The sequence below is a fragment of the Leifsonia xyli genome (assembly GCA_001647635.1).
Lineage (GTDB): Bacteria > Actinomycetota > Actinomycetes > Actinomycetales > Microbacteriaceae > Leifsonia > Leifsonia xyli_A.
The window spans coordinates 3,316,762-3,337,413 of record CP014761.1 but is presented as its reverse complement, the minus strand read 5'-3'; the positions used below and the strand labels follow the sequence as shown (position 1 = coordinate 3,337,413).

The window sequence follows — 20,652 nt, the reverse complement described above, 5'->3', positions numbered from 1 at the left end:
GAATGGATCCTAACGGGGGTCGTAGCGGACGATCTGGGTGGTGCGGGCGACCAGGGCGCGAAGCGTCTCCAGGTCGCCGGAGAGCAGGCCGGCGGCGCGCGCCTGGACCAGGACGTTGCCGATCGCGGTGGCCTCGACGGGACCGGCGAGCACCGGCAGGCCGCTGCGGTCGGCGGTCACCTGGCAGAGCAGGGCGTTGCGCGCTCCCCCGCCGACGATGTGGACGGCCTCGACCGGCACACCCGACAGGGATCCCGCCGTCCGGACGGTCTCGGCGAAGGCGGCGGCGAGGCTCTCGACGATGACGCGGACCATGCCCGCGGGCGAGGCCGGGGCGCGCATCCCGCGCTCGTCGAACCACTCGGCGATCCGGCCCGGCATGTCGCCGGGGGCGAGGAAGCGAGGGTCCTCGGCGTCGAACACCTCGGCCGGACGCGGCAGCTCGGAAGCCTCCGCCAGCAGCCCGGCGAGGTCGACGTGGAGCCCGCGGCGCTGCCACTCGCGGAGGGACTCGCTGAGCAGCCACAGCCCCATGACGTTGTGAAGGTACCGGATGCGCCCGTCCACGCCGCCCTCGTTGGTGAAGTTCGCGGCGCGTCCCTCGTCGGAGAGGATGCGCCGCTCGAGCTCCACCCCCACGAGCCCCCACGTTCCGCAGGAGATGTACGCGGCCCGGGCCGCGTCCATCGGCACCGCGACCACCGCCGAGGCGGTGTCGTGCGACCCGACCGCCGTGACGGTCGGGCCGGCGCCGGCGAAGGGCAGGTCGTGCGCCAGAGCCGGGAGCAGTCCTCCGATCGGCGTCCCCGCGTCGACCAGCGGCGCGAAGGTGGTGCGCGGTAGGCCGAGCCGCTCGATCAGGCCGTCGTTCCACGCGCCCTCGGCCGTCAGCAGGCCGGTGGTGGAGGCGTTGGTGCGCTCGGCGTGGGCGGCGCCGGTGAGCCAGTAGGCGATGAGGTCCGGGATGAGCAGGAACCGGTCGGCGGCGCCCAGCGAGCCGTCGGCCGCATCCACCGCCAACTGGTACAGCGAGTTGAACGGCAGGAACTGCAGGCCGCCCTCGCGGTACAGCTCCTCGGGCGAGACGGCCGCGTGCACGAGTTCGACCCCGCGCGCCGTGCGCTCGTCGCGGTAGTGGTACGGCTCGCCGAGCATCCGGCCGGACCGGAGGAGGCCGTAGTCGACCGCCCACGAGTCCACGCCGATGCTGCGCAGGGCGGGGTCGGTCCGGGACACGGCGGCCAGGCCGTCGAGCACGCTCGCGTACAGGCCGGTCACATCCCAGTGCAGGGCGCCGCGGTCACCCTCCCAGAGCCGGACGGGAGTGTTCGGGAACCGCGCGGCCTCGGTCAGCTCGAGGGTGTCCGTGCCGACGCGGGCGTGCATCACCCGGCCGCTGGTCGCGCCCAGGTCGACCGCCGCGACCGTGCCCGCGCTCATCCCAGACTCCCGTTCATCGCAGGAAGGCCGCGGCGACCCCGGCATCCACCGGGATGTGCAGCCCGGTGGTGTGGTCCAGGTCCGCCGAGGTGAGCACGGCGACCGCGTTGGCCACGTTCTCCGGCAGCACCTCGCGCTTGAGCAGCGTGCGCTGGGCGTAGTACTTGCCGAGCTCCTCCTCGGGCACGCCGTAGACCGCGGCGCGCTTGGCGCCCCAGCCGCCGGCGAAGATGCCGGAGCCGCGCACGACGCCGTCGGGGTTGATGCCGTTGACCTTCACGCCGTAGTCGCCGAGCTCGGCCGCGAGCAACCGCACCTGGTGCGCCTGGTCGGCCTTGGTCGCCGAGTAGGCGATGTTGTTCGGGCCCGCGAAGACGGAGTTCTTGGACGAGATGTAGACGATGTCGCCCCCGAGTCCCTGCTCGATGAGGACCTTCGCCGCCGCCTTCGAGACCAGGAACGAGCCCTTGGCCATGACGTCATGCTGCAGGTCCCAGTCGGCCTCGGTGGTCTCCAGCAGCGGCTTGGAGATCGACAGGCCCGCGTTGTTGACGATCAGGTCGAGGCCGCCGAACTGCAGCAGCGCCTCCTGGATGCCCTTCTGGATGTCGGACTCGCTGGTGACGTTCGCCGCCACCCCGATCGCCACATCCGTGCCGCCGAGCTCCGCCGCGGCGGCCTGCGCCTTCTCGAGGTCGAGGTCGGCGATCACCACGCACGCGCCCTCGGCCGCGAGCCGGGTCGCGATCGCCTTGCCGATGCCGGAGGCAGCCCCCGTGACGAGCGCGATGCGGCCGGCGTGGGATTTCGGCTTCGGGAGGCGCTGCAGCTTGGCCTCCTCCAGCGCCCAGTACTCGATGCGGAACTTCTCCGACTCGTCGATCGGCGCGTACGACGAGAGCGCCTCCGCGCCGCGCATCACGTTGATCGCGTTGATGTAGAACTCGCCCGCGACACGGGCGGTCTGCTTGTCCTTGCCGTAGGAGAACATCCCCACGCCCGGGATGAGCACGATCGCGGGGTCCGCGCCGCGCATCGCGGGTGACTCCGGGGTCGCGTACCGCTCGTAGTAGGCCGTGTACTCGGCGCGGTACTGCTCGTGCAGCTCCTTCAGCCGGGCGATGGAGTCCTCGATAGAGGCGTCGGCCGGCAGGTCGAGGATGAGCGGCTTCACCTTCGTGCGCAGGAAGTGATCCGGGCACGAGGTGCCGAGCGCGCCCAGCCGGACGTGCTCCTCCGAGGCGAGGAAGTCGAGCACGACATCGGCGTCGGTGAACGAGCCGACCTGCGGCTTGTCGGTCGAGGCGAGCCCGCGCAGGGTCGGCGCGAGCGCGGCGGCCTTCGCCCGGCGCTCGGCCGGGTCGAGCGGCTCGTTCGCCGGGATGCGCGCGCCGAACGGCTCGGGACGGCCGTGCTCGGCGATGTAGTCGGCGGCGGTCTGGATGATCCACAGCGAGTTGGCCTCCGCCTCCTCGCTGGTGTCGCCCCACGCCGTGATGCCGTGGCCGCCGAGGATGGTGCCGATCGCGTCCGGGTTCGCCTGCTTGATCGCCGCGATGTCGAGGCCGAGCTGGAAGCCGGGACGCCGCCACGGCACCCACACGACGCGGCCGCCGAAGATCGTCTTCGTCAGCGCCTCGCCGTCGGCCGCTGTCGCGATAGCGATGCCGGAGTCGGGGTGCAGATGGTCGACGTGGGCCGCATCCACCAGGCCGTGCATCGCCGTGTCGATCGAGGGCGCCGCGCCGCCCTTGCCGTGCAGGGTGTAGTCGAACGCGGCGACCATCTCGTCCTCGCGCTCGACGCCCGGGTAGACGTTCTGCAGCGCGCGAAGGCGGTCGAGCCGGAGCACCGCGAGGCCCTGCTCGGTGAGGGTGCCGAGGTCTCCCCCGGAGCCCTTCACCCACAGCAGCTCGACCGGCTCCCCCGTGACCGGGTCGGTCTCGGTGCCCTTGGCGGAGGTGTTGCCGCCGGCGTAGTTGGTGTTCTTCGGGTCCGACCCGAGGCGGTTCGAGCGGGCGATGAGCGCCGCGACGGTCTCGTTGGTCATCACGCGCCCCATCCGGCCTGGGTGCCGCCCACGCGCTCGGCCTCGATCTTCTCCTGGTACCCGCTCGCCTTGTACGCGGCCATCGGGTCGGCGGGCAGCCCGCGCGACTCGCGCCAGGCGGCCAGGTCGGCGCGCACGTCGGTGTTGAACGCGTCCATGAACACCGTGTTGGCGGCGAGGACGTCGTTCGCCCGCTGGGCCGCGTCGAGCGCGCCGACATCCACCAGCAGTGCCTTCGCCGTGGCCTCCTGGACGTTGAGCACCGAGCGGATCTGGCCCGGGATCTTCGCCTCGAGGTTGTGGCACTGGTCGAGCATGAATGCGACGTCCGGGTTGCCGTAGCCGCCGCCCTGGATGACCTCGAACACGATCCGGAACAGCTGGAACGGGTCCGCCGCTCCCACGATCAGGTCGTCGTCGGCGTAGAACCGGGAGTTGAAGTCGAAGGACCCGAGCTTCCCGAGCCGCAGCAGCTGCATCACGATGAACTCGATGTTCGTTCCCGGGGCGTGGTGGCCGGTGTCGAGGCAGACGAACGCCCGGTCGCCGAGCGCCGCCGTCTGGACGTAGCTGGTGCCCCAGTCCGGAACATCCGTGTGATAGAAAGCCGGCTCGAAGAACTTGTACTCCAGCACCAGCCGCTGGCCCTCGCCGATGCGCTCGTAGATCTTCTGGAGGCTGTCCGCGAGGCGGTCCTGCCGGGCGCGCATCGAATCCTGGCCCGGGTAGTTCGTGCCGTCGGCCAGCCAGATCTTGAGGTCGCGGGACCCGGTCTCGTTCATCACGTCGATGCACTCGAAGTGGTGGTCGATCGCCTTCTGCCGGATGCGGTCGTCGTGGTGGGTGACCGAGCCGAACTTGTAGTCGTCGTCCTGGAACGTGTTCGAGTTGATCGTGCCCAGCTCCACGCCGTTGTCCTCGGCGTGCTTGCGCAGGTCGGCGTAGTTGTCGACGCGGTCCCACGGGATGTGCAGCGCGACGCTCGGCGCGAGCCCGGTGTGCTTGTGCACCTGCGCGGCGTCCGAGACCTTCTCGAACGGGTCGCGCGCGGTGCCCGGCGTGCCGAACACCTTGAAGCGGGTGCCGGAGTTGCCGAACGCCCAGCTCGGGAGTTCGATGGCCTGCTGCGCCAGCCGGTCGCGGATGGACGTGAAGTCAGTCAACGTCGTGCGCCTTTCGTGTGGTGATCGACATCTCCGCCGTCATCGGTGGCGTGAATCGATTCATGAATCGTTTCATCGTAGCGTGCGGACTGCGCCGCCGCCAACTGGTCCTCGAGGTGGAAGATCTCAGGGACGAGCTCGAACGACTGGTCGGGAGCAGCCCCGTCCAGTCCCTCGAAGAGCCGGCTCATCTCAGCCTGCCAACGGGCATTGACCTTCGTGAGATCCATCCGCCGCTGGATGGACGCGTAGTCGTCCCGCGCCTCGACGTAGCCGATCAGCCACCCGTCGTCGGCGAGGAACAGGGAGTAGTTGTCCCATCCCGTCTCCTTCAGCGCCGCGAGCATCTCGGGCCAGACGGCCGCGTGCCGCGCGCGGTACTCGGTCAGGTGCGCGGGGTCGACGCGCAGCCGGAAACAGGCCCGTTGCATGGGAACCTCCAGGAGGGATGGGCCGCCCGGCCGACGACGTGCGCCGGCCGGGCGAGAGCGGACTCGATCAGAAGTTGAACTTGTCGATGTTGTCCTTGTTGAAGACGAACGGGTCGCCGAGGAGCACCGTCGCGTTGTCCCCGACCGTGAACTTGCCGAGCTTGCCCGCCTCGAAGGTGTCGCCCTTCTTGCCGGTGATCTTGCCGTCGATCAGCGCCTTGGCGGTGAAGGCGGCCAGGTAGCCGAGGTCCTCCGGGTTCCACAGCGCGAACTCGTCGACCGTGCCGTTCTTCACGTACTCGCGCATCTGGTTCGGGGTGCCGAGCCCGGTCAGCTTGACCTTGCCCTTGGCGTCCGAGGTGGAGAGGTAGCGCGCCGCGGCCGCGATGCCGACCGTCGTGGGCGAGATGATGCCCTTCAGGTTCGGGTGCGTCTGCAGCAGGGCGGCCGTCTTGTCGAACGAGGTCTGGTCGTCGTCGTTGCCGTAGACGGTGTCCACCAGCTTGATGTTCGGGTGGTCCTTCGCGAGGTCCTTCTTCATGAGCTCGATCCAGGCGTTCTGGTTCGTCGCGTTGGCCGCGGCGGAGAGGATCGCGACTTCGCCGCTGTCGCCGATCTCCTTCGCGATCGTGTCGACCTGCACCTTCGCGATGCCGTCGGCGGTGGCCTGGTTCACGAAGACGTCGCGGTACTTGGCGTCGGTGTCGGAGTCGAAGGTGACGATCTTCACGCCGGCCGACTTCGCCTGCGTGAGCGCCGAGCCGAGGGCAGTGGGGTCGTTGGCGGAGAGGACGATCGCGCCGACCTGCTGCTGGGTCAGCGTGTTGATGTAGCTGACCTGGGCGTCCGCCGTGGCCGTCGACGGGCCGACCTCGTTGTAGGTGCCCTTGAACGACTCGACGGCCGTCTTGCCGCCCTTGTCGGAGGTGTCGAAGTACGGGTTGCCGAGGTTCTTCGGCAGGAAGGTGATCTTGTAGTTCTTGTCGCCGGAGCCGCCGGCGCTGCCGGAGCCGCTGGAGCAGCCGGTGACGGCGAGAGCGACGGCGACCACGCCGGCGCCGAGGGCGATCAGGCGCTTGGTACGGCGCGAGGTGGAGGGCAACATCGTTGTTCCTTTCGGGGTGGGTGGATGCAGGTGGTGCGGGTGGTGCGGCGCGGCTACGACACGGTGCGTCGTCGGCGCGCCCGGGCGCCGCGCGCCCAGGCGAGGATGCGCGGCGAGAGGACGGAGAGGATGAGGAGGACGCCGGTGATGATGTTGATGGCGTCGGAGCTGACGTTCGCCAGACGGAGGGCGCTCTGCAGCACGCCGATCAGGAGCACGCCGGCGACGACGCCGCCGAGCGCGCCCTTGCCGCCGAAGATCGAGACCCCGCCGAGCAGCACCGCCGCGATCACCGACAGCTCGAGCCCCACGGCGTTGTCGCCGCGGGCGCTCCCATAGCGGAGCGTCCAGTAGAGCCCGGCGAGCGCCGAGATCAGGCCGGTCAGCAGGAACGCGATGAACTTGGTTCGTGCGACATTCACGCCCGAGAAGGCGGCCGCCTCCGAGCTCAGGCCCAGCGCGAACAGCCCGCGGCCGTACGGAGTGGCGTGGAGCAGCAGGGCGAACACGATGATCAGCACGACGACGAGGACCATGACGACCGGGATGCCGGAGGTGCCGAAGCGCTGCTGCGACAGGTTCTGCCAGAAGAACGGGAAGTCGGTGATCGCCGTCGTGCCGAGCAGGCCGACCGCGATGCCGCGGAAGAGCGCGAGCGTTCCGATCGTCACCGCGAGCGACGGCAAGCCGACCACGGTGACCAGGAAGCCGTTGACCGCCCCGCAGACGAGTCCGACGACGAGGCAGGCGACGAAGGCCGCTTCGATCGGCCACCCGGCCTTGGTCAGCACGCCCAGGAGCACGCTGCTGAGGCCGAGCACGCTCGCCACCGAGAGGTCGATCTCGCCGGAGACGATGACCAGGGTCATCGGCAGGGCGATCATCAGGATGGGCGTCACATCCAGCAGCAGGAAGCCGAGGGTGACGGGAGTGCCGAAGTTCTGCACGGTGGCGGACGCGACGACGGCGACGATGATGAGAGCGGCGACGACCGCGGACTCGCGGGTCAGCAGCCAGCGCTGCCACAGCGGGCGGCCGTAATCGGGGTACGTCCGCGCGGGGGCGGCAGTGGTGGGCACCTGGGTGTCGGTCACGCGGCGACCTCCCTTTCGGCGACGAGGCGGCGGGACAGCCGCAGGGCGAGCAGACGGTCGAGGACGATGGCGCCGATGATCAGCACGCCGACCACCGCCTGCTGCCAGAAGTCCTGGATGCCGAGGATGGGCAGCGCACGGTTGATGGTGAGCAGCAGCACGGCGCCGAGGACCGCCCCGTAGACCGATCCGCTGCCGCCGAAGATGGCGACGCCGCCGATGACCGCGGCTCCGACGGCCTGCAGTTCGAGCCCGGTGCCGGTCTGCGAGCTGACCGTGCCGTAGCGGGCGACGAACAGCACGCCGGCGAGGCCCGCCGTGGCGCCGGAGAGGACGAACGCGGCGAGGATGCGGCGGGTCACCTTGAGGCCGTAGAGCTCGGCCGCGGCCGGGTCGGACCCGATCGCGTAGAGCTCGCGACCGCCGCGGCGGTTGCGGAGGTACCAGCCCGCGATGAGCATCACGATCACGGCGAGGATGGTGAGGTACGGGATGGTGAGGAACGACCCCGTCCCGAGACCCAGGAAGTCGGAGGGCACGTCGCCCGCGTTGATCCGGTTGCTGCCGGCCCAGAGCACGTCGATGCCGCGGTAGGCGTACAGCGTGCCGAGGGTGATGACGAGCGCCGGCACCTTGCCGAAGGCCACCAGCGCGCCGTTGACCAGGCCGAGCACCGCTCCCGCGAGTGCGCCGATCAGGAACACCGCCACGATCGGGATGCCCGGGATGTCCGCGAACAGCCGCCCGGTCAGGTAGGCCGTGAGTCCCACCACCGACCCGACCGAGAGGTCGACGTTGCGGGTGATGATGACGATCGCCTGGCCGATGGCGACCAGGGCGAGGATGGCCGGGGTGAGCAGCAGGTCGCGCCAGCCGTCCGCGCTGAACAGGAACGAGGGGTTGATCGCCGTGGTCACGGCGATCACCACGAGGATCGCGACGAGGATCCCGGTCTCGCGAGCCCGGACGAACGAGCGCACCAGGCGCACCGCCGGGTTCGGGACCTTCTCGGGGGTGAGGGTCGGGGTGGTCATCGCGTCTCCTCCAGCGCGTGGGTGGCGGCGAACATCACGTTCTCGGCGTCGGCGACCGAGCGATCGAGCTCGGCGGTGATCCGGCCCTCGCGGACGACGAGCACGCGGTCCGCCATCCCGAGCACCTCCGGCAGCTCGGACGAGATCATCAGCACGCCCATCCCGCGTCCCGCCAGCTCGGAGAGGAGCCGGTGCACCTCGGCCTTCGTGCCGACGTCAATGCCGCGGGTGGGCTCGTCGATGATGAGGACACGCGGGTCGGTGGCCAGCCACTTGCCGAGCACGACCTTCTGCTGGTTGCCGCCGGACAGCGTCCCGGTCAGCGTGTCGAGCGCGTTGGTCTTGAGCTGGAGGCGGCTCGCCCAGACGCGTGCCGCCTGGTTCTCGGACGAGCTGCGGATGAAGCCGAGCTTCGAGAGCTTCGTGCGGATCGCCAGGGTCGCGTTGCGGGCGACCGACTCCTCCAGCACGAGGCCCTGCTTGCGGCGGTCCTCGGGGACGAGCGCGAGACCGGCGGCCATCGCCGCCGTCGGACGGCGCTTCGGCACCACGCGACCGTCGACCCGGACCGTGCCCGAGTCGTAGCCGTCGACCCCGAACACGGCGCGGGCGATCTCGCTGCGGCCCGCGCCGACCAGGCCCGCCAGCGCGACGATCTCGCCGGAGCGGACGGTGAAGCTGACGTCGTGGAAGACGCCCGGCGAGGTCAGCCCATCGACGACGAGCAGCGGCTCGCCGATCACGGCCTCGGTCTTCGGGAAGAGGGAGGTCACGTCGCGACCGACCATGCGGCGGACGATCTCCTCCTCGGTGACGTCCGCCGTCGGATCGGTCGACACGTAGGCGCCGTCGCGCATGACAGTGATGGTGTCGCACAGCGAGAAGACCTCGTCGAAGCGGTGCGAGATGAAGACGATCCCGCGGCCCTCGTCGCGCAGGCTGCGGGCGACGGCGAACAGGCGCTCGACCTCGACGCCCGAGAGCGCGGCGGTCGGCTCGTCCATGATCAGGAGGCGCGCGTCCAGCGAGATGGCCTTCGCGATCTCGATGAGCTGCTGGTCGGCGATCGACAGGCCCTCGGCGAGGCGGTCGGGGTCGATGTGGACGCCGAGCCGGCGGAAGATGCCGACCGCCTCTGCGCGCATCGCCTTGCGGTCGATCCTGCCCAGGCGGTCGGTGGGCTGGCGGCCCATGAAGATGTTCTCGGTGACCGACAGATCCGGGAAGAGCGTCGGCTCCTGGTAGATGACGGCGATGCCGGCGTTCTTCGCCTCGGCCGTCGTGGCGAAATCGACGACCTCTCCCCGGAACCGCATCTCGCCGCGGTCGCGCTGGTAGAGGCCGGCGACGATCTTCACCAGCGTGGACTTGCCGGCGCCGTTCTCGCCGACCAGCGCGTGGATCGATGCCTGCTCGACCACGAGGTCGGCGCGGCTGAGGGCGATGACCGGGCCGAAGGCCTTGGCCACATCGCGGAGTTCGAGGACCGGCGGGCCGCCGGCCGGCACTGCCGGTGTTTCGGGGGACGTCATTGTCGAACGCTTCTCCATCGAGGCCGTGAACCGTTTCAAACTGAAACGTTGAAATGACCTTGCCAGAGCCGAGGGTGCGCCGTCAAGTCCAGGATCGAATAGGCACGCATTCGTGATGAAACGTCGGTACTATTGCGCTACTGCACGAACGAAGGAGCTGCATGCCGTCCGCCAGCGTCAAGGATGTCGCCGCGCTCGCCGGTGTCTCGGTCGGCACCGTCTCGAACGTGCTCAACCGCCCGGAGCGTGTCTCGGACGCCGTGCTGCAGCGCGTCCAGGCGGCCATCACCGAGCTCGGCTTCGTGCGCAACAACGCGGCGCGCCAGCTCCGGATGGGGCAGAGCAACGGGATCGGGATGGTCGTGCTCGACGTCGGCAACCCGTTCTTCGCGTCCCTCATCCGCGGCGCCGAGGACCGCGCGGCGCGCGACGGCCTTTCCGTGCTTGTCGGCAACTCGGACGAGAACGAGCAGCGCGAGGCCGGCTACCTGACGATGTTCGAGCAGGAGCGCATCCGCGGCGTGCTGATCTCCCCCGTCGGCGACGCCATCCCCCGGCTGCACCGCTTGCGCGAACGCGGCATCCCGTCGGTCCTCGTGGACCGCACCAGCCTCGACCGCTCCTTCAGCTCCGTCGCGGTCGACGACGTCGCCGGCGGACGACTGGCCGCCGCCCATCTCGCCGAGCAGGGGTTCCGGCGCATCGCGTACGCCGGCGGCCCCTTCGCGATCGACCAGGTCGCCGACCGCTACCGCGGAGCGGAACAGGAGATTGCTGCATCCATCCCCGGTGCGGGCATCGAGAAGCTCGAGACCGACAGCCTCACGATCGAGGGCGGCCGTGCAGTCGGCGCGGCTCTGGCCGCGCGACGCCCGGAGGACCGCCCGGACGCGGTCTTCGCCGCCAACGACCTGATCGCGATCGGCCTGCTGCAGACCCTGCTCCAGCATGGCATCCGGGTGCCCGAGGACATCGCCCTGATCGGCTACGACGACATCGCGTTCGCCTCGGCGTCAGCCGTGCCGCTGTCGTCGATCCGCCAGCCCAGCCACGAGATCGGCTCGACCGCCATGGACCTGCTGCTCCAGCTGACCGACCAGCCGGACGCGTCCCCGGTGCACGTCGAGTTCCAGCCCTCCCTCGTCGCGCGCGCGAGCACCGCGCTCGCCCCTCGGCGCTGACGCGCCCTTCCGCCTCCGCGCTCCCCCGCTCCCGCCCTTCCGTCCTGTAGGAATTTCGGCCGGATCCGGTTCGAATTTCCTGCGACACTGCCAATGGTCGGAGATTTGAACGGTGAACTCCTTCGATAGCATCGGCGCAGGACCGCGACGGAGGGGGAAACGCGTGACGGAGTCCAAGCTGCGACCGAGGGTCGTGCTGTGGTGGGGAATCGGGTTGACGGCGGGCGGCCTGCTTCTGTCGGTGCTGGTGCCGCAGCTGTTCTACAGCATCGCCCTGCCGTCGTCGGGGCCGACGCGGCTCGACGAGGGTCTGCTGACGGTCCTGGATCTCTTCACGCGCGTCCTCGCGCAGGGCGTCGTGCCGGTCGGTGCCGCACTCATCGGGGCCGGTGTCGTCATGGCGTACGTCGCACGCGCGGCGGGTGCGCGCACGTCGCAGGACGACCACGCGGCGCTGGACCGGTGACCTCTGATCCGCTGAGCGGCCTCGCCCTGACCGTCACGATCGGCGCCGAGGCGCTCTACGCGCTATACTGGACGACCCGCCGAGCGGTGGCCGACGGCCTTCGCGACGCCACCCGACGTCGTGACGGCCGGGATCCCGAGTGAGGGACGACACCGCGCCGCAGCTGGGCCACAACGACATCGATCGCGCTGCCTTGTCCGAGCGAGGAACGAGCCTCGTGTCGCTCCTCGCCGAGCTCGGCCTGGACACCGCCGTCCCGCCGGACGCCCCGCCGGACGGCTGGCGCGTGCTGGCGCCCGGCGAGCCGGACGGCGCGCCGATGCTGCTCGGCACACCGGCCGACGACGACGGCTCCGCGTGGCGCGTCGCCCAGCCGAGCCGCCCCACCAGCGGCCCCGCGCAGCTCAACCTGCGTCCGGACATCCTGCCGCTGCGCCCGAGCGTCGCCGAGCGCCGGGCGGGTCTCGTCCTGCGCTGGCCGACCGTCACCCGAGACCTGCTCGACGTCGACGCTCTCGCTGTCGACATCGTGAACGAGGGCGCCGAGCGGTGGATGCCGTCCGGCGACGGCCTCCCGGTCTTCGCCGCCCTCGTGCCGGTCGGCAGCGAGTCCGCGCCGTACTTCTTCGGCTTCACCGTGGGGTCGGACATCCCGGCTCCGCTCGACCCGGGCGAGTATCTCCGCACCGTGGCCCGCGTCGACTCCTCGTCGTGGGAGCGCCTCGAGCCGGGCCCGCACCGGGTGAGGGCGTTCTCGCCCCTTCTGCGACTGACCGCACCGGAGACGCTGACCGTTGAGCTCACCGCGGAGATCATCGCCGCCCACCGCCGACAGGCCCCGCGTCTCGCGCCCGATGCACCGCGGCCGCACGTGCTCGCCGAGGAGCGCCTCCGCCACGTCCGCGTCATGCGCGCCGGACGGGACGCGTTCCCCCAGCTCATCGACGCCATCCGGGATGCGCGCGACGACGAACTCGCGCTGTCGCGCATCCAGGACATCCTCGACTGCGCCTACGACGAGGCGCAGGCGGTGTACAACCTGCAGCTGCGCCGCGCCCGCGTCGGCTACCCGGACGTGCTCGCCCTCGAGATCGAAGCCCTGGAGCAGGAGCTCGCCACGCCCGGAGACGACGAAGGCGCGGCACCCGTCGAGTGACGGATGCCGCGCCTGACGCGTGAGAGACCGGGCTCAGCCCTGCTGCTGCTCGGCCTTGGCCTTCAGCTCCTCGTACTGCTTCCGGACCTCGGTCATGTCGAGGGCGCGGATCTGCGAGATGAGGTCCTCCACCGCCTCGCCCGGCAGCGCGCCGGCCTGCGAGAAGAGGGGGATGCCGTCGCGGTACGCGACGAGGGTCGGGATGGACTGAATGCCGTACGACGCCGCGAGCTCCTGCTGGGCCTCGGTGTCGATCTTGCCGAAGGTGACATCGGTGTGCTGCTCCGACGCCTTCTCGAAGACGGGGGCGAACATGTGACACGGGCCGCACCAGTCGGCCCAGAAGTCGAGCAGCACGATGCCGTCGGAGACGGTCTGGTCGTGGTTGGTCGAGGTGATCTCGGTGGTTGCCATGACGGGTGAAACGCTACCCCACGAGGATTTGTTCCGCCTCAGCTCCCCCGCCGGCCTGTGAAGACGGTGAATGCGAGCGGGATGAGGGATGCGACCAGCAGCACCGTGCCGAGCACGGCATCCGTCGTGTGCACGATCGCCCCGGCGATCACGACACCGCCGAAGACGACGGCGGCCGCGAGCCGTCGCACCGCCTTCTCGACGCGCCCGACGCGCTGCTCGAGCCGGGGCGTGCTCACGGCCACGTCCCCCTCCTCGACCCGGGTCACCAGGCTGTCGAGCCGTTTCGGCAGCCGCCACGCGATCCCCGCGATCTCCAGAGCCTGCTGCGCCACATCCTGGACCAGGTTGCCGCGCTCGTCCCGGATAAGCTGCTGCGCGTAGGGCTCGACCGAGTCCCAGAGGTTGAACGCGGGGTCGAGGGCGCTGCACACGCCCGAGGTCAGCGACATCGCGCGGATGATCAGCAGGAAGTTCTCCGGCAGCTGGAACGGCAGCGACCGCACCACGTCCCCGAATTCGACCGCGAACTCGCGGAACTCGCGCGGGTCGACCTCGCGCAGCTCTGCGAACCCCATCCCGCCGAACCGGCCGAACAGGTGGGTCATCGCGCGCTCCAGCTGGGCGGTGTCGGCCGTCGGGAGCAGCACCCCGACATCCTGGATCGCGTCCACCAGCCCCTTGCCGTCGCGCGAGGCCGCCGCGATCAGCAGCTTGCGCAGCCCCTTGCGGGTGCCCGGCGGTACCTCGCCCATCATCCCGAAGTCGACGAACGTCAGGTGCCAGGGCCGCTCCCCCGCCGCGTCGGGGTCCGGCGTCACGAAGATGTTGCCGGGATGCGGGTCGGCGTGGAAGAAGCCGTTCGTGAACAGCTGGTCGAACATCACCTCGGCGAACACGGGCGCGACCTCGGCCGGGTCGATGCCGGCCGCGCGGAGGGAGTCGCCGTCGGTGATCTTGATCGCGGTGACGTCCTCGAGCGTCAGCACGCGGCGCGTGGTCCGCTCCCAGGCCACGGCCGGCACGGCGACGCGCGGGTCTCCCGCGAACTCCTCCGCGAACCGTTCCGAGTTGGCGGCCTCGTGGAGGTAGTCGATCTCCTCCATGCTGGTCGTCGCGAACTCCTCGACCAGCGCCGGCGCGTCCACCCGGTCGGACACCAGCCGCACGTGGGTGAGCCAGCGGCCGACGCGGCGCAGGGCGGCGAGGTCCACATCCACGATCGCGTCGATGCCCGGCCGCTGCACCTTCAGCACGACCGCGCTCAGCCCGCTGTGCTCGGCGGTCTCGGCGGTCAGGACCGCCCGATGCGCCTGGCCCAGCGACGCCGCCGCGACCGGCACCTCGTCGACGGATGAGAACGCCGTCTCGAGCGGCACGCCCAACTCGGCCTCGGCGAGCGCTCGGATCTGCGGGAACGGAACGGCCGGGACCTCGTCCTGCAGCCCCTCCAGCTCGGTGGTGATCTCGGGAGGCAGCACGTCCAAGCGGGAGGACATGAACTGCCCGACCTTGATCATCAGCCCACCGAGATCGACCGCGAGCGCGTGGAATCGCTGCGCGAACCGCCGCATGCGCTTGCTGCGGGTGCGGGCGGCGACGCTCGCGAGCCCGATCCGCGGCAGGAACAGCTCGTACCACCAGGTGACGGCGAGGTTCCAGCCGGCGAAGCGCAGGATGCGGCGGTAGCGCGCGCGGGTGGCCGGCGTCGCCGCGGGCCGTGGGGCGGGGGCGACGGCCTGGTCCGACGTCACCCCCGTCAGCCCTCGGCGAGGATCGTGTACAGGCGGCGCCGCGCCTCGTCGAGCACGGTCGCCGCCTCCTGGATCTGCTCCGGGGTGCCGCTGCGGTGCACCTGCGCCGCCGCCTGGGCGAGCTCGACGCCGGCGCGGGGCAGGCGTCCGGACGCGGAACGACGGTCCGAGCCGGGGGTGCCCGCGCCCGCGCCGCTCGAGCCGGACGCGCCGGCGCCGTCGGCCCACGGGGTCGCGCCCTCGCTGGCCGCGACCTCGCGCCCCTCCTCGGTCAGCGCGTACGTCTTGCGGCCGTTCGACTCCTCGGCCGTGATGAGCCCTTCGTCGGCGAGCAGCTGCAGGGTCGGGTAGACGGACCCGGCGCTCGGCTTCCAGCTGCCGCCGCTGCGCTCCTCGATCTCGCGGATGATCTGGTAGCCGTGCATCGGCTTCTCGGCGAGCAGGCTGAGGACGGCAGCGCGGACGTCACCGCGACCCATCCGCGACCCGACCTTCTTCTCGAACGTCGACCGCAGCTGCTCGAACGCCTGCCACATGGCGTCCGGATCCATGCGGGCGCCGAACCCGCCGGTGGGGAATGAGGTGGACATGGGATGCCTCCTATCGTCAGCGATAGTTCACGATATGTCGTTGAGCGTGGGATGAGAAGGGGTGCGTCGCATCGCTCAGCGAACGCACGGGGAGCTTAGTCTGCTCGGGCCCCCAACCGAGGAAGACCTTGAACCGCATCCCCACTATGCCCGCAGTCGCCGTCGTGCTCGCGCTCCTGCTGGCCGGCTGCACCACCACGGCCACCGCATCGCGGCCCGTCGCGACCGCTCCCGCAACCGCCATCCCGGCGACCCCGTCCGCCACTCCTCCCCCGGCGGCGGGCGGTCCGACCACCGCACTCGGCGTGCTCGCCACGCTGCCGGTGAAGGGCAAGGCGCCCGCGACCGGCTACCAGCGCACCGAGGACTTCGGGACTGCCTGGCTGGACGTCGACCACAACGGCTGCGACACCAGGAACGACATCCTGTCCCGGGACCTGTCGGATGTGGCGCGCGCCGGCACCTGCAAAGTCCTCTCCGGGACGCTGGCGGACCCGTACACCGGCGCGACCATCCACTTCGTGCGCGGCGAGAAGACGTCGCCGCTCGTGCAGATCGACCACGTCGTTGCTCTGAAGAACGCGTGGATCACGGGTGCGCAGCAGCTGACCGAGGACCAGCGCATCCACCTCGCCAACGACCCGCTCAACCTGCTCGCCGTGGACGGTCCGGCTAACCAGCAGAAGTCGGACGGCGACGCCGCGACGTGGCTGCCGGCGAACAAGGCGTTCCGCTGCGACTACGTGGCCCGGCAGGTGTCGGTGAAGGCGGCGTACGGGCTGTGGGTGGCGCCCGCGGAGCACGACGCGATCGCCCGCGTGCTCGCCGGGTGCCCCGGCCAGCCCGCCTCCGCGTCCGCTCTCGTCATCCACACTTCTCGTACCGGCAACGGAGAGGAAACACGGCGCCCGTAGCGTGAGTGGCATGGGATTCTTCTCCTTCACCGAATGCGGGCACTGCGGCGAGCAGCAGCCGGTGCTGGCGGACGGTCGGATCGCCATCCACTTCACCCGCGACGGCGACCGCTGCCACGGCTCGGAACGACGCCGCGACAACGAGGGCGTCAGCAGCGAGCAGGCCCGCCGCATCGAGGCGCAGCTCCGCCAGGCGCTCTGGCGGGCGATGCGGGCGCAGGCGACCTGACGCGGGTGCGTCGCCCTAGAGTGAGGGCATGACGGACGCGGGCTCGGCTCAAAGCACCACCACGCGCACGCGGGTCGCGATCGCGTTCGCCGTCCTCGGACTCCTCGGCACCGCCATCCTCGTGGGCTTCGAGCTGTATCTGGCCCTGAGTAGGACCGGGTTCGCCGGGCTGGCGGTCGCCGTGACGCATGTCCTGTACGGCTGGATCCCGCTCGCGAGCGCGGTGGTCGGCCTGATCCTCCGGAGGACCCGGCTCACCATCGGCGCGACGATCGTCACCGCGGCGGCCTTCATCCTCCCGCTCGTCCTGCTCCCTCTTCTCAACTCCCTTTGAGCCGTCGACCCTCTCCAATAACAACCGTCCGGAGGCGGGTCAACCACCCTGCGGGACCTCGCAGAGTGTCCGCACGAACGGTCCAGACGGGTTCCGTAACGTCGCCGATGCCCGCGATCCGAAGCGGCCGGCAGACCGGTCGGCCGCAGCGCGGGCACGGAAAGGATCCCATGGATTACACGAAGAACACCTCCGTTCGGAAGACCAGCGCCTTCACCGCCAAGCGTGCGGCCGTCGGCGCGGCATCGCTCCTCGCGGCCACCGCGCTGGTGGGCGTCGGCGCGCAGGGAGCGTTCGCGACCACCGTGGACGGCGGCGCCAGCGGCTCGGGCTCCGGCTCGCAGGCGACCGCGCAGGCGCACGTCTCGACGGACGCCGGCCACGAGCTCTTCGCCGGCCATCTGAGCGGCGCGAAGGCCCAGGCGCTCGCCAAGCGCGTCATCGCGGACAAGCCGCTGTTCTCGTTGCTGCCGGATGCGCTGCAGGAGGATGTGACGACCCTCGCGAAGGCGTCGGCCTCCGACCGCACGGCCGACGCGAAGAAGATCGTGGCGACCGCCCTCGACGGCGGCTACGGCTCGGCCATCAAGGATCTCGCCACCCACCTGAAGCACGCCCGCGGCGAGCGCGCCGGCCTGTCGGGTCTGCCCGGGCTGAAGGATCTGATCGGCGACCTCCGCTCGGGCGACCTCTCGTCCCCGCAGCTCGGTGACACCGCCGCGGCCGTCGCCGTGGATGTGACGGCCGACGCGCAGCTCGCCGCGAAGCTGCCCGCCTCGCTGCGCAGCGACCTCGGCGACCTGGCGAAGGCCCCGGCCGCGGAGCGCACCCCGGACGTCCAGAAGATCGCCGCGACCGCCCTCGCCGGCGGCTACGGCAGCGACATCCAGCAGCTGGCGCAGCAGGCCCAGCAGGGTATCGTCTCCGGTCACTGACCGTGCGCGACCGGGCCCGGTCCGTCGCCTCTCCCGGCGACGGGCCGGGCCCTCCGCATACCGCCCCGCTCCGATGTCAGGGCTGCCGACCAGCCTGCTTCAGCTGCGCTCGACCGGCACCTGGAGCTCCGTCACCCAGTCCGGCTGCGGGATGTGACCCTCCGCGTGGAGATACACCTCGCGGCTGGGTCCGGTCATCCGGTACCCGTCGGCGGTGAGCTGGTCGACGAGGGCGGACCACGTCTCGCCGATGCGATCCATGTCGCCGCGGTGCAGGATGGTTGCGGCTGTCGCGACCCCCGGGAGCTCGACGAGTTCGTATCCGGGACCCGGGCGCGGCTCGGATTCGGCGGTGTACGAGACGTGGACGATCAACTCCTCGCCCTCCCCCGGCTCGTACCAGAAGATGCCCGGTTCGACGATCTCGCGGCCGGCGTCGAGCAGGACCCGGTCGAGCCGTTCGATGAGCGGCCCGACGACGGGCGATACGTTCTCGGGCCCCATCCCGGGCGCGACGCCGGTCAGCGCGTAGACGACGACAGGCTCCACGGATCGGTACTGCACTGCTTCGGACATGATCTCTGTTCCTTCCAGAATCCGGAGACGTCGCCGGATGCGAGCGAGCCGTGCGGTGTCCTCTGCGATCGACGCCTCGAGCTCCGCCAACCGGGCTTCGAGTGTGTCGCGCAGGGCGGCCTCCTCGTCGTCGGCGGCGAAGACTGCGGCGATGCGCTCGAGACCCAGACCGAGCCGACGCAGCTCGACGATCCGCAGCAGCCGCCGCAGCTGGTCGGGCGCGTACCGGCGGTATCCGGTCCGCTCGTCGACCCACGCCGGCTCCAGCAGCCCGATCGCGTCGTAATGCCGCAGCATCCGCACGCTCACCCGCCCGAAGGCGGCGAACTCTCCGATGGTGTACATGGTGGAAGCCACGATCGACCATGACACAGTGTGAGGGTCAAACGCGATCCGGCCCCCTACAGTGAAGCCATGACGGATCAGCAGCCAAAGCATCCCCGCTGGTTGGCGGCGCGCACCGAGATGGGCGCGCTCATCACGGGGATCGGCTACACCGTGCTCTTCATCCTCTTCGTGCTGATCGCGGTCGGCGGCGGCAGCTCGTGGAACGTGCTGCTCGGCATCCTGTGCGCGGTGCTCGCCGCGGTGGAGTGGGCGACCTACGTGTACTGGCGCAGGCACCGGGGCTGACGCCGGAGCGCTCGCTGCCGAGGCACCGCTACGCTGGGCGCCATGCTGACGCCGGAGCAGATCATGCGCCATTCGGATCCGAACCCGGACGAAGATCCGTGGGTCGACGGGCCGCCTGCGACAGACGAGATCGTGGTCGTCGACTACGACCCGGCGTGGCCGGATACGTACCGAACGCTCGCCCAGGAGATCCGCGCCGCCCTCGGCGACGCCGTCCTCGCACTCGACCACGTCGGCTCGACCTCGGTGCCCGGCCTCGCGGCGAAGCCGATCATCGACATCGACCTCACGGTCGCGTCGAGCACCGACGAAGACCTTTACGTGCCGGCCCTCGAACCCCTCGGATACCGGCTGACCATACGCGAGCCGTCGTTTCACGGACACCGCTGTCTGCAGCGCGCGGAGCCGGCGGTCAACCTCCATGTCTGGTCCCCCGACAGCCCTGAGATCGTGCGGCACGCGATCTTCCGCGACTGGCTCCGCGAACATCCGGACGAGCGAGAGCGGTATGCGGCGGCGAAAGCGCCGGCGGCCGACGAGGCGGACGGCGATATGCGGGAGTACAACCTGCTGAAGCAGGATGTCATCCGCGAGATCTACGGGCGGGCGTTCCGCGCGCGAGGGTGGGTGGACCCGGGTAGCTGACGAGGCATCTGACCGCCAGGGAGCAGGAGGACCTTCCCATGCCGACGACCGGGAGTGCCGGCGGCCTCGAAGGCTTCCCGGCCGCGCTCCAGCGGGAAGAGCGACGCAACCTCCGCTGTCAGCTTGTGATGAGACAGAAGGTCGTCCAGCTCGGCGAGTCGCTGCGCGTCGGCCGACACCACGAAGAACACCGTGCCGACTCCGTATTCCGTGGCCAGCTGGTCGTCCGGCGGGAACTGCAGCGAGACGAGCGTTCCGTGCGGAGCGGCTGCTGCGTACATCCATCGCGGGATCCGGTCGCCGACCGCGTCGACGACGACATCGAAACCGCGCACGTCCTCGGGGTCCTGGCCGCGGGGCACGATGATCACCTCGTCGGCTCCCAGTGATCGCACGCGCTCGACATCGTCGGCCGACGACACCGTTGCGGTGACGCGGACTTCGGCCACGTGGCCGATCTGGGTGAGCATCGACCCGACCGCCCCAGCGGCGCCGCGCACCAGGAGCCGCTGCCCGGTTGTGAGGCTCACCCGATCGTGAAGCGCCTCCCATGCCGTGAGCGCCGGGAGAACGGCGGCCGCCGCGATCGTCGGATCGACGGAGGATGAGCGGTGTCCGATGGACGAGGTGGGGACGGCGACGAACTCCGCCGCCGCACCGTCGCGGTCGAAGGGAACCAACCCGAAGACGGGATCCCCCACCGCGAAGCCCTCGACTCCGTCGCCGACCTCCGCGACGATTCCGGCGAATTCGTGGGAGGGGATGATGGGCGTCCGGTCGACGCCGTCGGATTCCCAGGTCTCGGCCCACGTCAGCTCGGGAGCAGTGATCGCCGCGGCTTCGATGCGGACCAGCACTTCTCCTCGCCCGGGACGGGGAAGCGGGGCCTTCTCGACCACCAGCTTCTCGGGGCCGCCGCGCTCGTGTGCCCGGAGCGCCGTCATCTCCGGCGTGTCACCCATGCCGATCACTCCTC

General features: G+C 70.6%; 20 protein-coding genes and 2 pseudogenes. 9 read left to right on the top strand and 13 right to left on the bottom strand.

Annotated elements, in window-relative coordinates:
* Positions 1-9: 9 nt before the first annotated feature.
* The 8 genes and pseudogenes from A0130_16310 to A0130_16275 all read right to left on the bottom strand — a co-directional run bounded on the left by A0130_16310 (position 10) and on the right by A0130_16275 (position 9,849).
* Positions 10-1,440 (bottom strand): carbohydrate kinase, encoded by a 1,431-nt coding sequence (locus tag A0130_16310; protein ID ANF33012.1) that lies wholly within the window; start codon positions 1,438-1,440, stop codon positions 10-12.
* 13 nt (positions 1,441-1,453) lie between these two features.
* The gene (locus tag A0130_16305; GenBank protein ID ANF33502.1) at positions 1,454-3,490 is read right to left on the bottom strand and encodes a short-chain dehydrogenase; all 2,037 of its coding nucleotides are present in this window, start codon (positions 3,488-3,490) and stop codon (positions 1,454-1,456) included.
* Positions 3,490-4,653, bottom strand: a complete 1,164-nt coding sequence (locus A0130_16300) for a rhamnose isomerase (protein ID ANF33011.1) — start codon at positions 4,651-4,653, stop codon at positions 3,490-3,492. The genes A0130_16305 and A0130_16300 overlap by 1 nt, the downstream gene beginning before the upstream one ends.
* An 83-nt stretch (positions 4,654-4,736) precedes the next feature.
* Positions 4,737-5,084, bottom strand: a pseudogene (locus tag A0130_16295) (hypothetical protein).
* A 67-nt stretch (positions 5,085-5,151) separates the two neighbouring features.
* The gene (locus A0130_16290) at positions 5,152-6,189 is read right to left on the bottom strand and encodes a rhamnose ABC transporter substrate-binding protein (GenBank protein ID ANF33010.1); all 1,038 of its coding nucleotides are present in this window, start codon (positions 6,187-6,189) and stop codon (positions 5,152-5,154) included.
* 53 nt (positions 6,190-6,242) lie between these two features.
* Entirely contained in the window at positions 6,243-7,268 is a 1,026-nt protein-coding gene (locus A0130_16285; GenBank protein ANF33501.1) for an ATPase, read from the bottom strand.
* Positions 7,269-7,279: 11 nt separating this feature from the next.
* Positions 7,280-8,317: an ATPase gene (locus tag A0130_16280; protein ANF33009.1), complete on the bottom strand. Its 1,038-nt coding sequence runs from the start codon at positions 8,315-8,317 to the stop codon at positions 7,280-7,282.
* Positions 8,314-9,849 carry a D-ribose transporter ATP-binding protein gene (locus tag A0130_16275; protein ID ANF33008.1) on the bottom strand — a complete coding sequence of 512 codons (1,536 nt, stop codon included), beginning with the start codon at positions 9,847-9,849 and terminating at the stop codon, positions 8,314-8,316. Before A0130_16275 ends, A0130_16280 begins: the two co-directional genes overlap by 4 nt.
* Before the next feature lie 161 nt (positions 9,850-10,010).
* Between A0130_16275 and A0130_16270 the strand changes: the two genes are divergently transcribed.
* The 3 genes from A0130_16270 (at position 10,011) to A0130_16260 (ending at position 12,652) form a co-directional block, all read left to right on the top strand.
* Positions 10,011-11,030: a LacI family transcriptional regulator gene (locus A0130_16270; GenBank protein ID ANF33007.1), complete on the top strand. Its 1,020-nt coding sequence runs from the start codon at positions 10,011-10,013 to the stop codon at positions 11,028-11,030.
* A 163-nt stretch (positions 11,031-11,193) separates the two neighbouring features.
* Positions 11,194-11,496: a hypothetical protein gene (locus tag A0130_16265; GenBank protein ANF33006.1), complete on the top strand. Its 303-nt coding sequence runs from the start codon at positions 11,194-11,196 to the stop codon at positions 11,494-11,496.
* 139 nt (positions 11,497-11,635) lie between these two features.
* A complete protein-coding gene (locus A0130_16260; GenBank protein ANF33005.1) occupies positions 11,636-12,652 on the top strand; it encodes a hypothetical protein in 1,017 nt (338 codons plus the stop codon).
* Positions 12,653-12,685: 33 nt separating this feature from the next.
* Here the strand turns inward: A0130_16260 and A0130_16255 are convergent, their stop codons facing one another.
* The 3 genes from A0130_16255 to A0130_16245 are packed head-to-tail and all read right to left on the bottom strand — an operon-like array spanning position 12,686 to position 15,410.
* Positions 12,686-13,066, bottom strand: coding sequence for a thiol reductase thioredoxin (locus tag A0130_16255; protein ANF33004.1), 381 nt, complete (start codon positions 13,064-13,066; stop codon positions 12,686-12,688).
* A gap of 38 nt (positions 13,067-13,104) precedes the next feature.
* Positions 13,105-14,820 (bottom strand): ABC transporter, encoded by a 1,716-nt coding sequence (locus A0130_16250; GenBank protein ANF33003.1) that lies wholly within the window; start codon positions 14,818-14,820, stop codon positions 13,105-13,107.
* Positions 14,821-14,825: 5 nt separating this feature from the next.
* Positions 14,826-15,410 (bottom strand): PadR family transcriptional regulator, encoded by a 585-nt coding sequence (locus A0130_16245; GenBank protein ANF33002.1) that lies wholly within the window; start codon positions 15,408-15,410, stop codon positions 14,826-14,828.
* A 146-nt stretch (positions 15,411-15,556) separates the two neighbouring features.
* Between A0130_16245 and A0130_16240 the strand changes: the two are divergent.
* The 4 genes and pseudogenes from A0130_16240 to A0130_16225 all read left to right on the top strand — a co-directional run bounded on the left by A0130_16240 (position 15,557) and on the right by A0130_16225 (position 17,822).
* A pseudogene (locus tag A0130_16240) lies at positions 15,557-16,243 on the top strand (hypothetical protein).
* Between the two features lie 91 nt (positions 16,244-16,334).
* Positions 16,335-16,553, top strand: a complete 219-nt coding sequence (locus A0130_16235; protein ANF33001.1) for a hypothetical protein — start codon at positions 16,335-16,337, stop codon at positions 16,551-16,553.
* A 28-nt stretch (positions 16,554-16,581) separates the two neighbouring features.
* Positions 16,582-16,887 (top strand): hypothetical protein, encoded by a 306-nt coding sequence (locus A0130_16230; GenBank protein ANF33000.1) that lies wholly within the window; start codon positions 16,582-16,584, stop codon positions 16,885-16,887.
* Positions 16,888-17,057: 170 nt separating this feature from the next.
* On the top strand, positions 17,058-17,822 hold the full coding sequence (locus A0130_16225; protein ID ANF32999.1) for a hypothetical protein: 765 nt from the start codon (positions 17,058-17,060) through the stop codon (positions 17,820-17,822).
* A gap of 99 nt (positions 17,823-17,921) precedes the next feature.
* Here A0130_16225 and A0130_16220 read toward each other — a convergent pair whose 3' ends face one another.
* Positions 17,922-18,743 (bottom strand): hypothetical protein, encoded by an 822-nt coding sequence (locus A0130_16220; protein ID ANF32998.1) that lies wholly within the window; start codon positions 18,741-18,743, stop codon positions 17,922-17,924.
* A 102-nt stretch (positions 18,744-18,845) separates the two neighbouring features.
* On the opposite strand from A0130_16220, the gene A0130_16215 reads away from it, so the two are divergent.
* Positions 18,846-19,031 (top strand): hypothetical protein, encoded by a 186-nt coding sequence (locus tag A0130_16215; GenBank protein ANF32997.1) that lies wholly within the window; start codon positions 18,846-18,848, stop codon positions 19,029-19,031.
* Positions 19,032-19,073: 42 nt separating this feature from the next.
* Positions 19,074-19,676: a hypothetical protein gene (locus tag A0130_16210; GenBank protein ANF32996.1), complete on the top strand. Its 603-nt coding sequence runs from the start codon at positions 19,074-19,076 to the stop codon at positions 19,674-19,676.
* Here the strand turns inward: A0130_16210 and A0130_16205 are convergent.
* Positions 19,628-20,638, bottom strand: a complete 1,011-nt coding sequence (locus tag A0130_16205) for a hypothetical protein (protein ID ANF32995.1) — start codon at positions 20,636-20,638, stop codon at positions 19,628-19,630. The genes A0130_16210 and A0130_16205 overlap by 49 nt on opposite strands.
* Between the last annotated feature and the right edge of the window lie 14 nt (positions 20,639-20,652).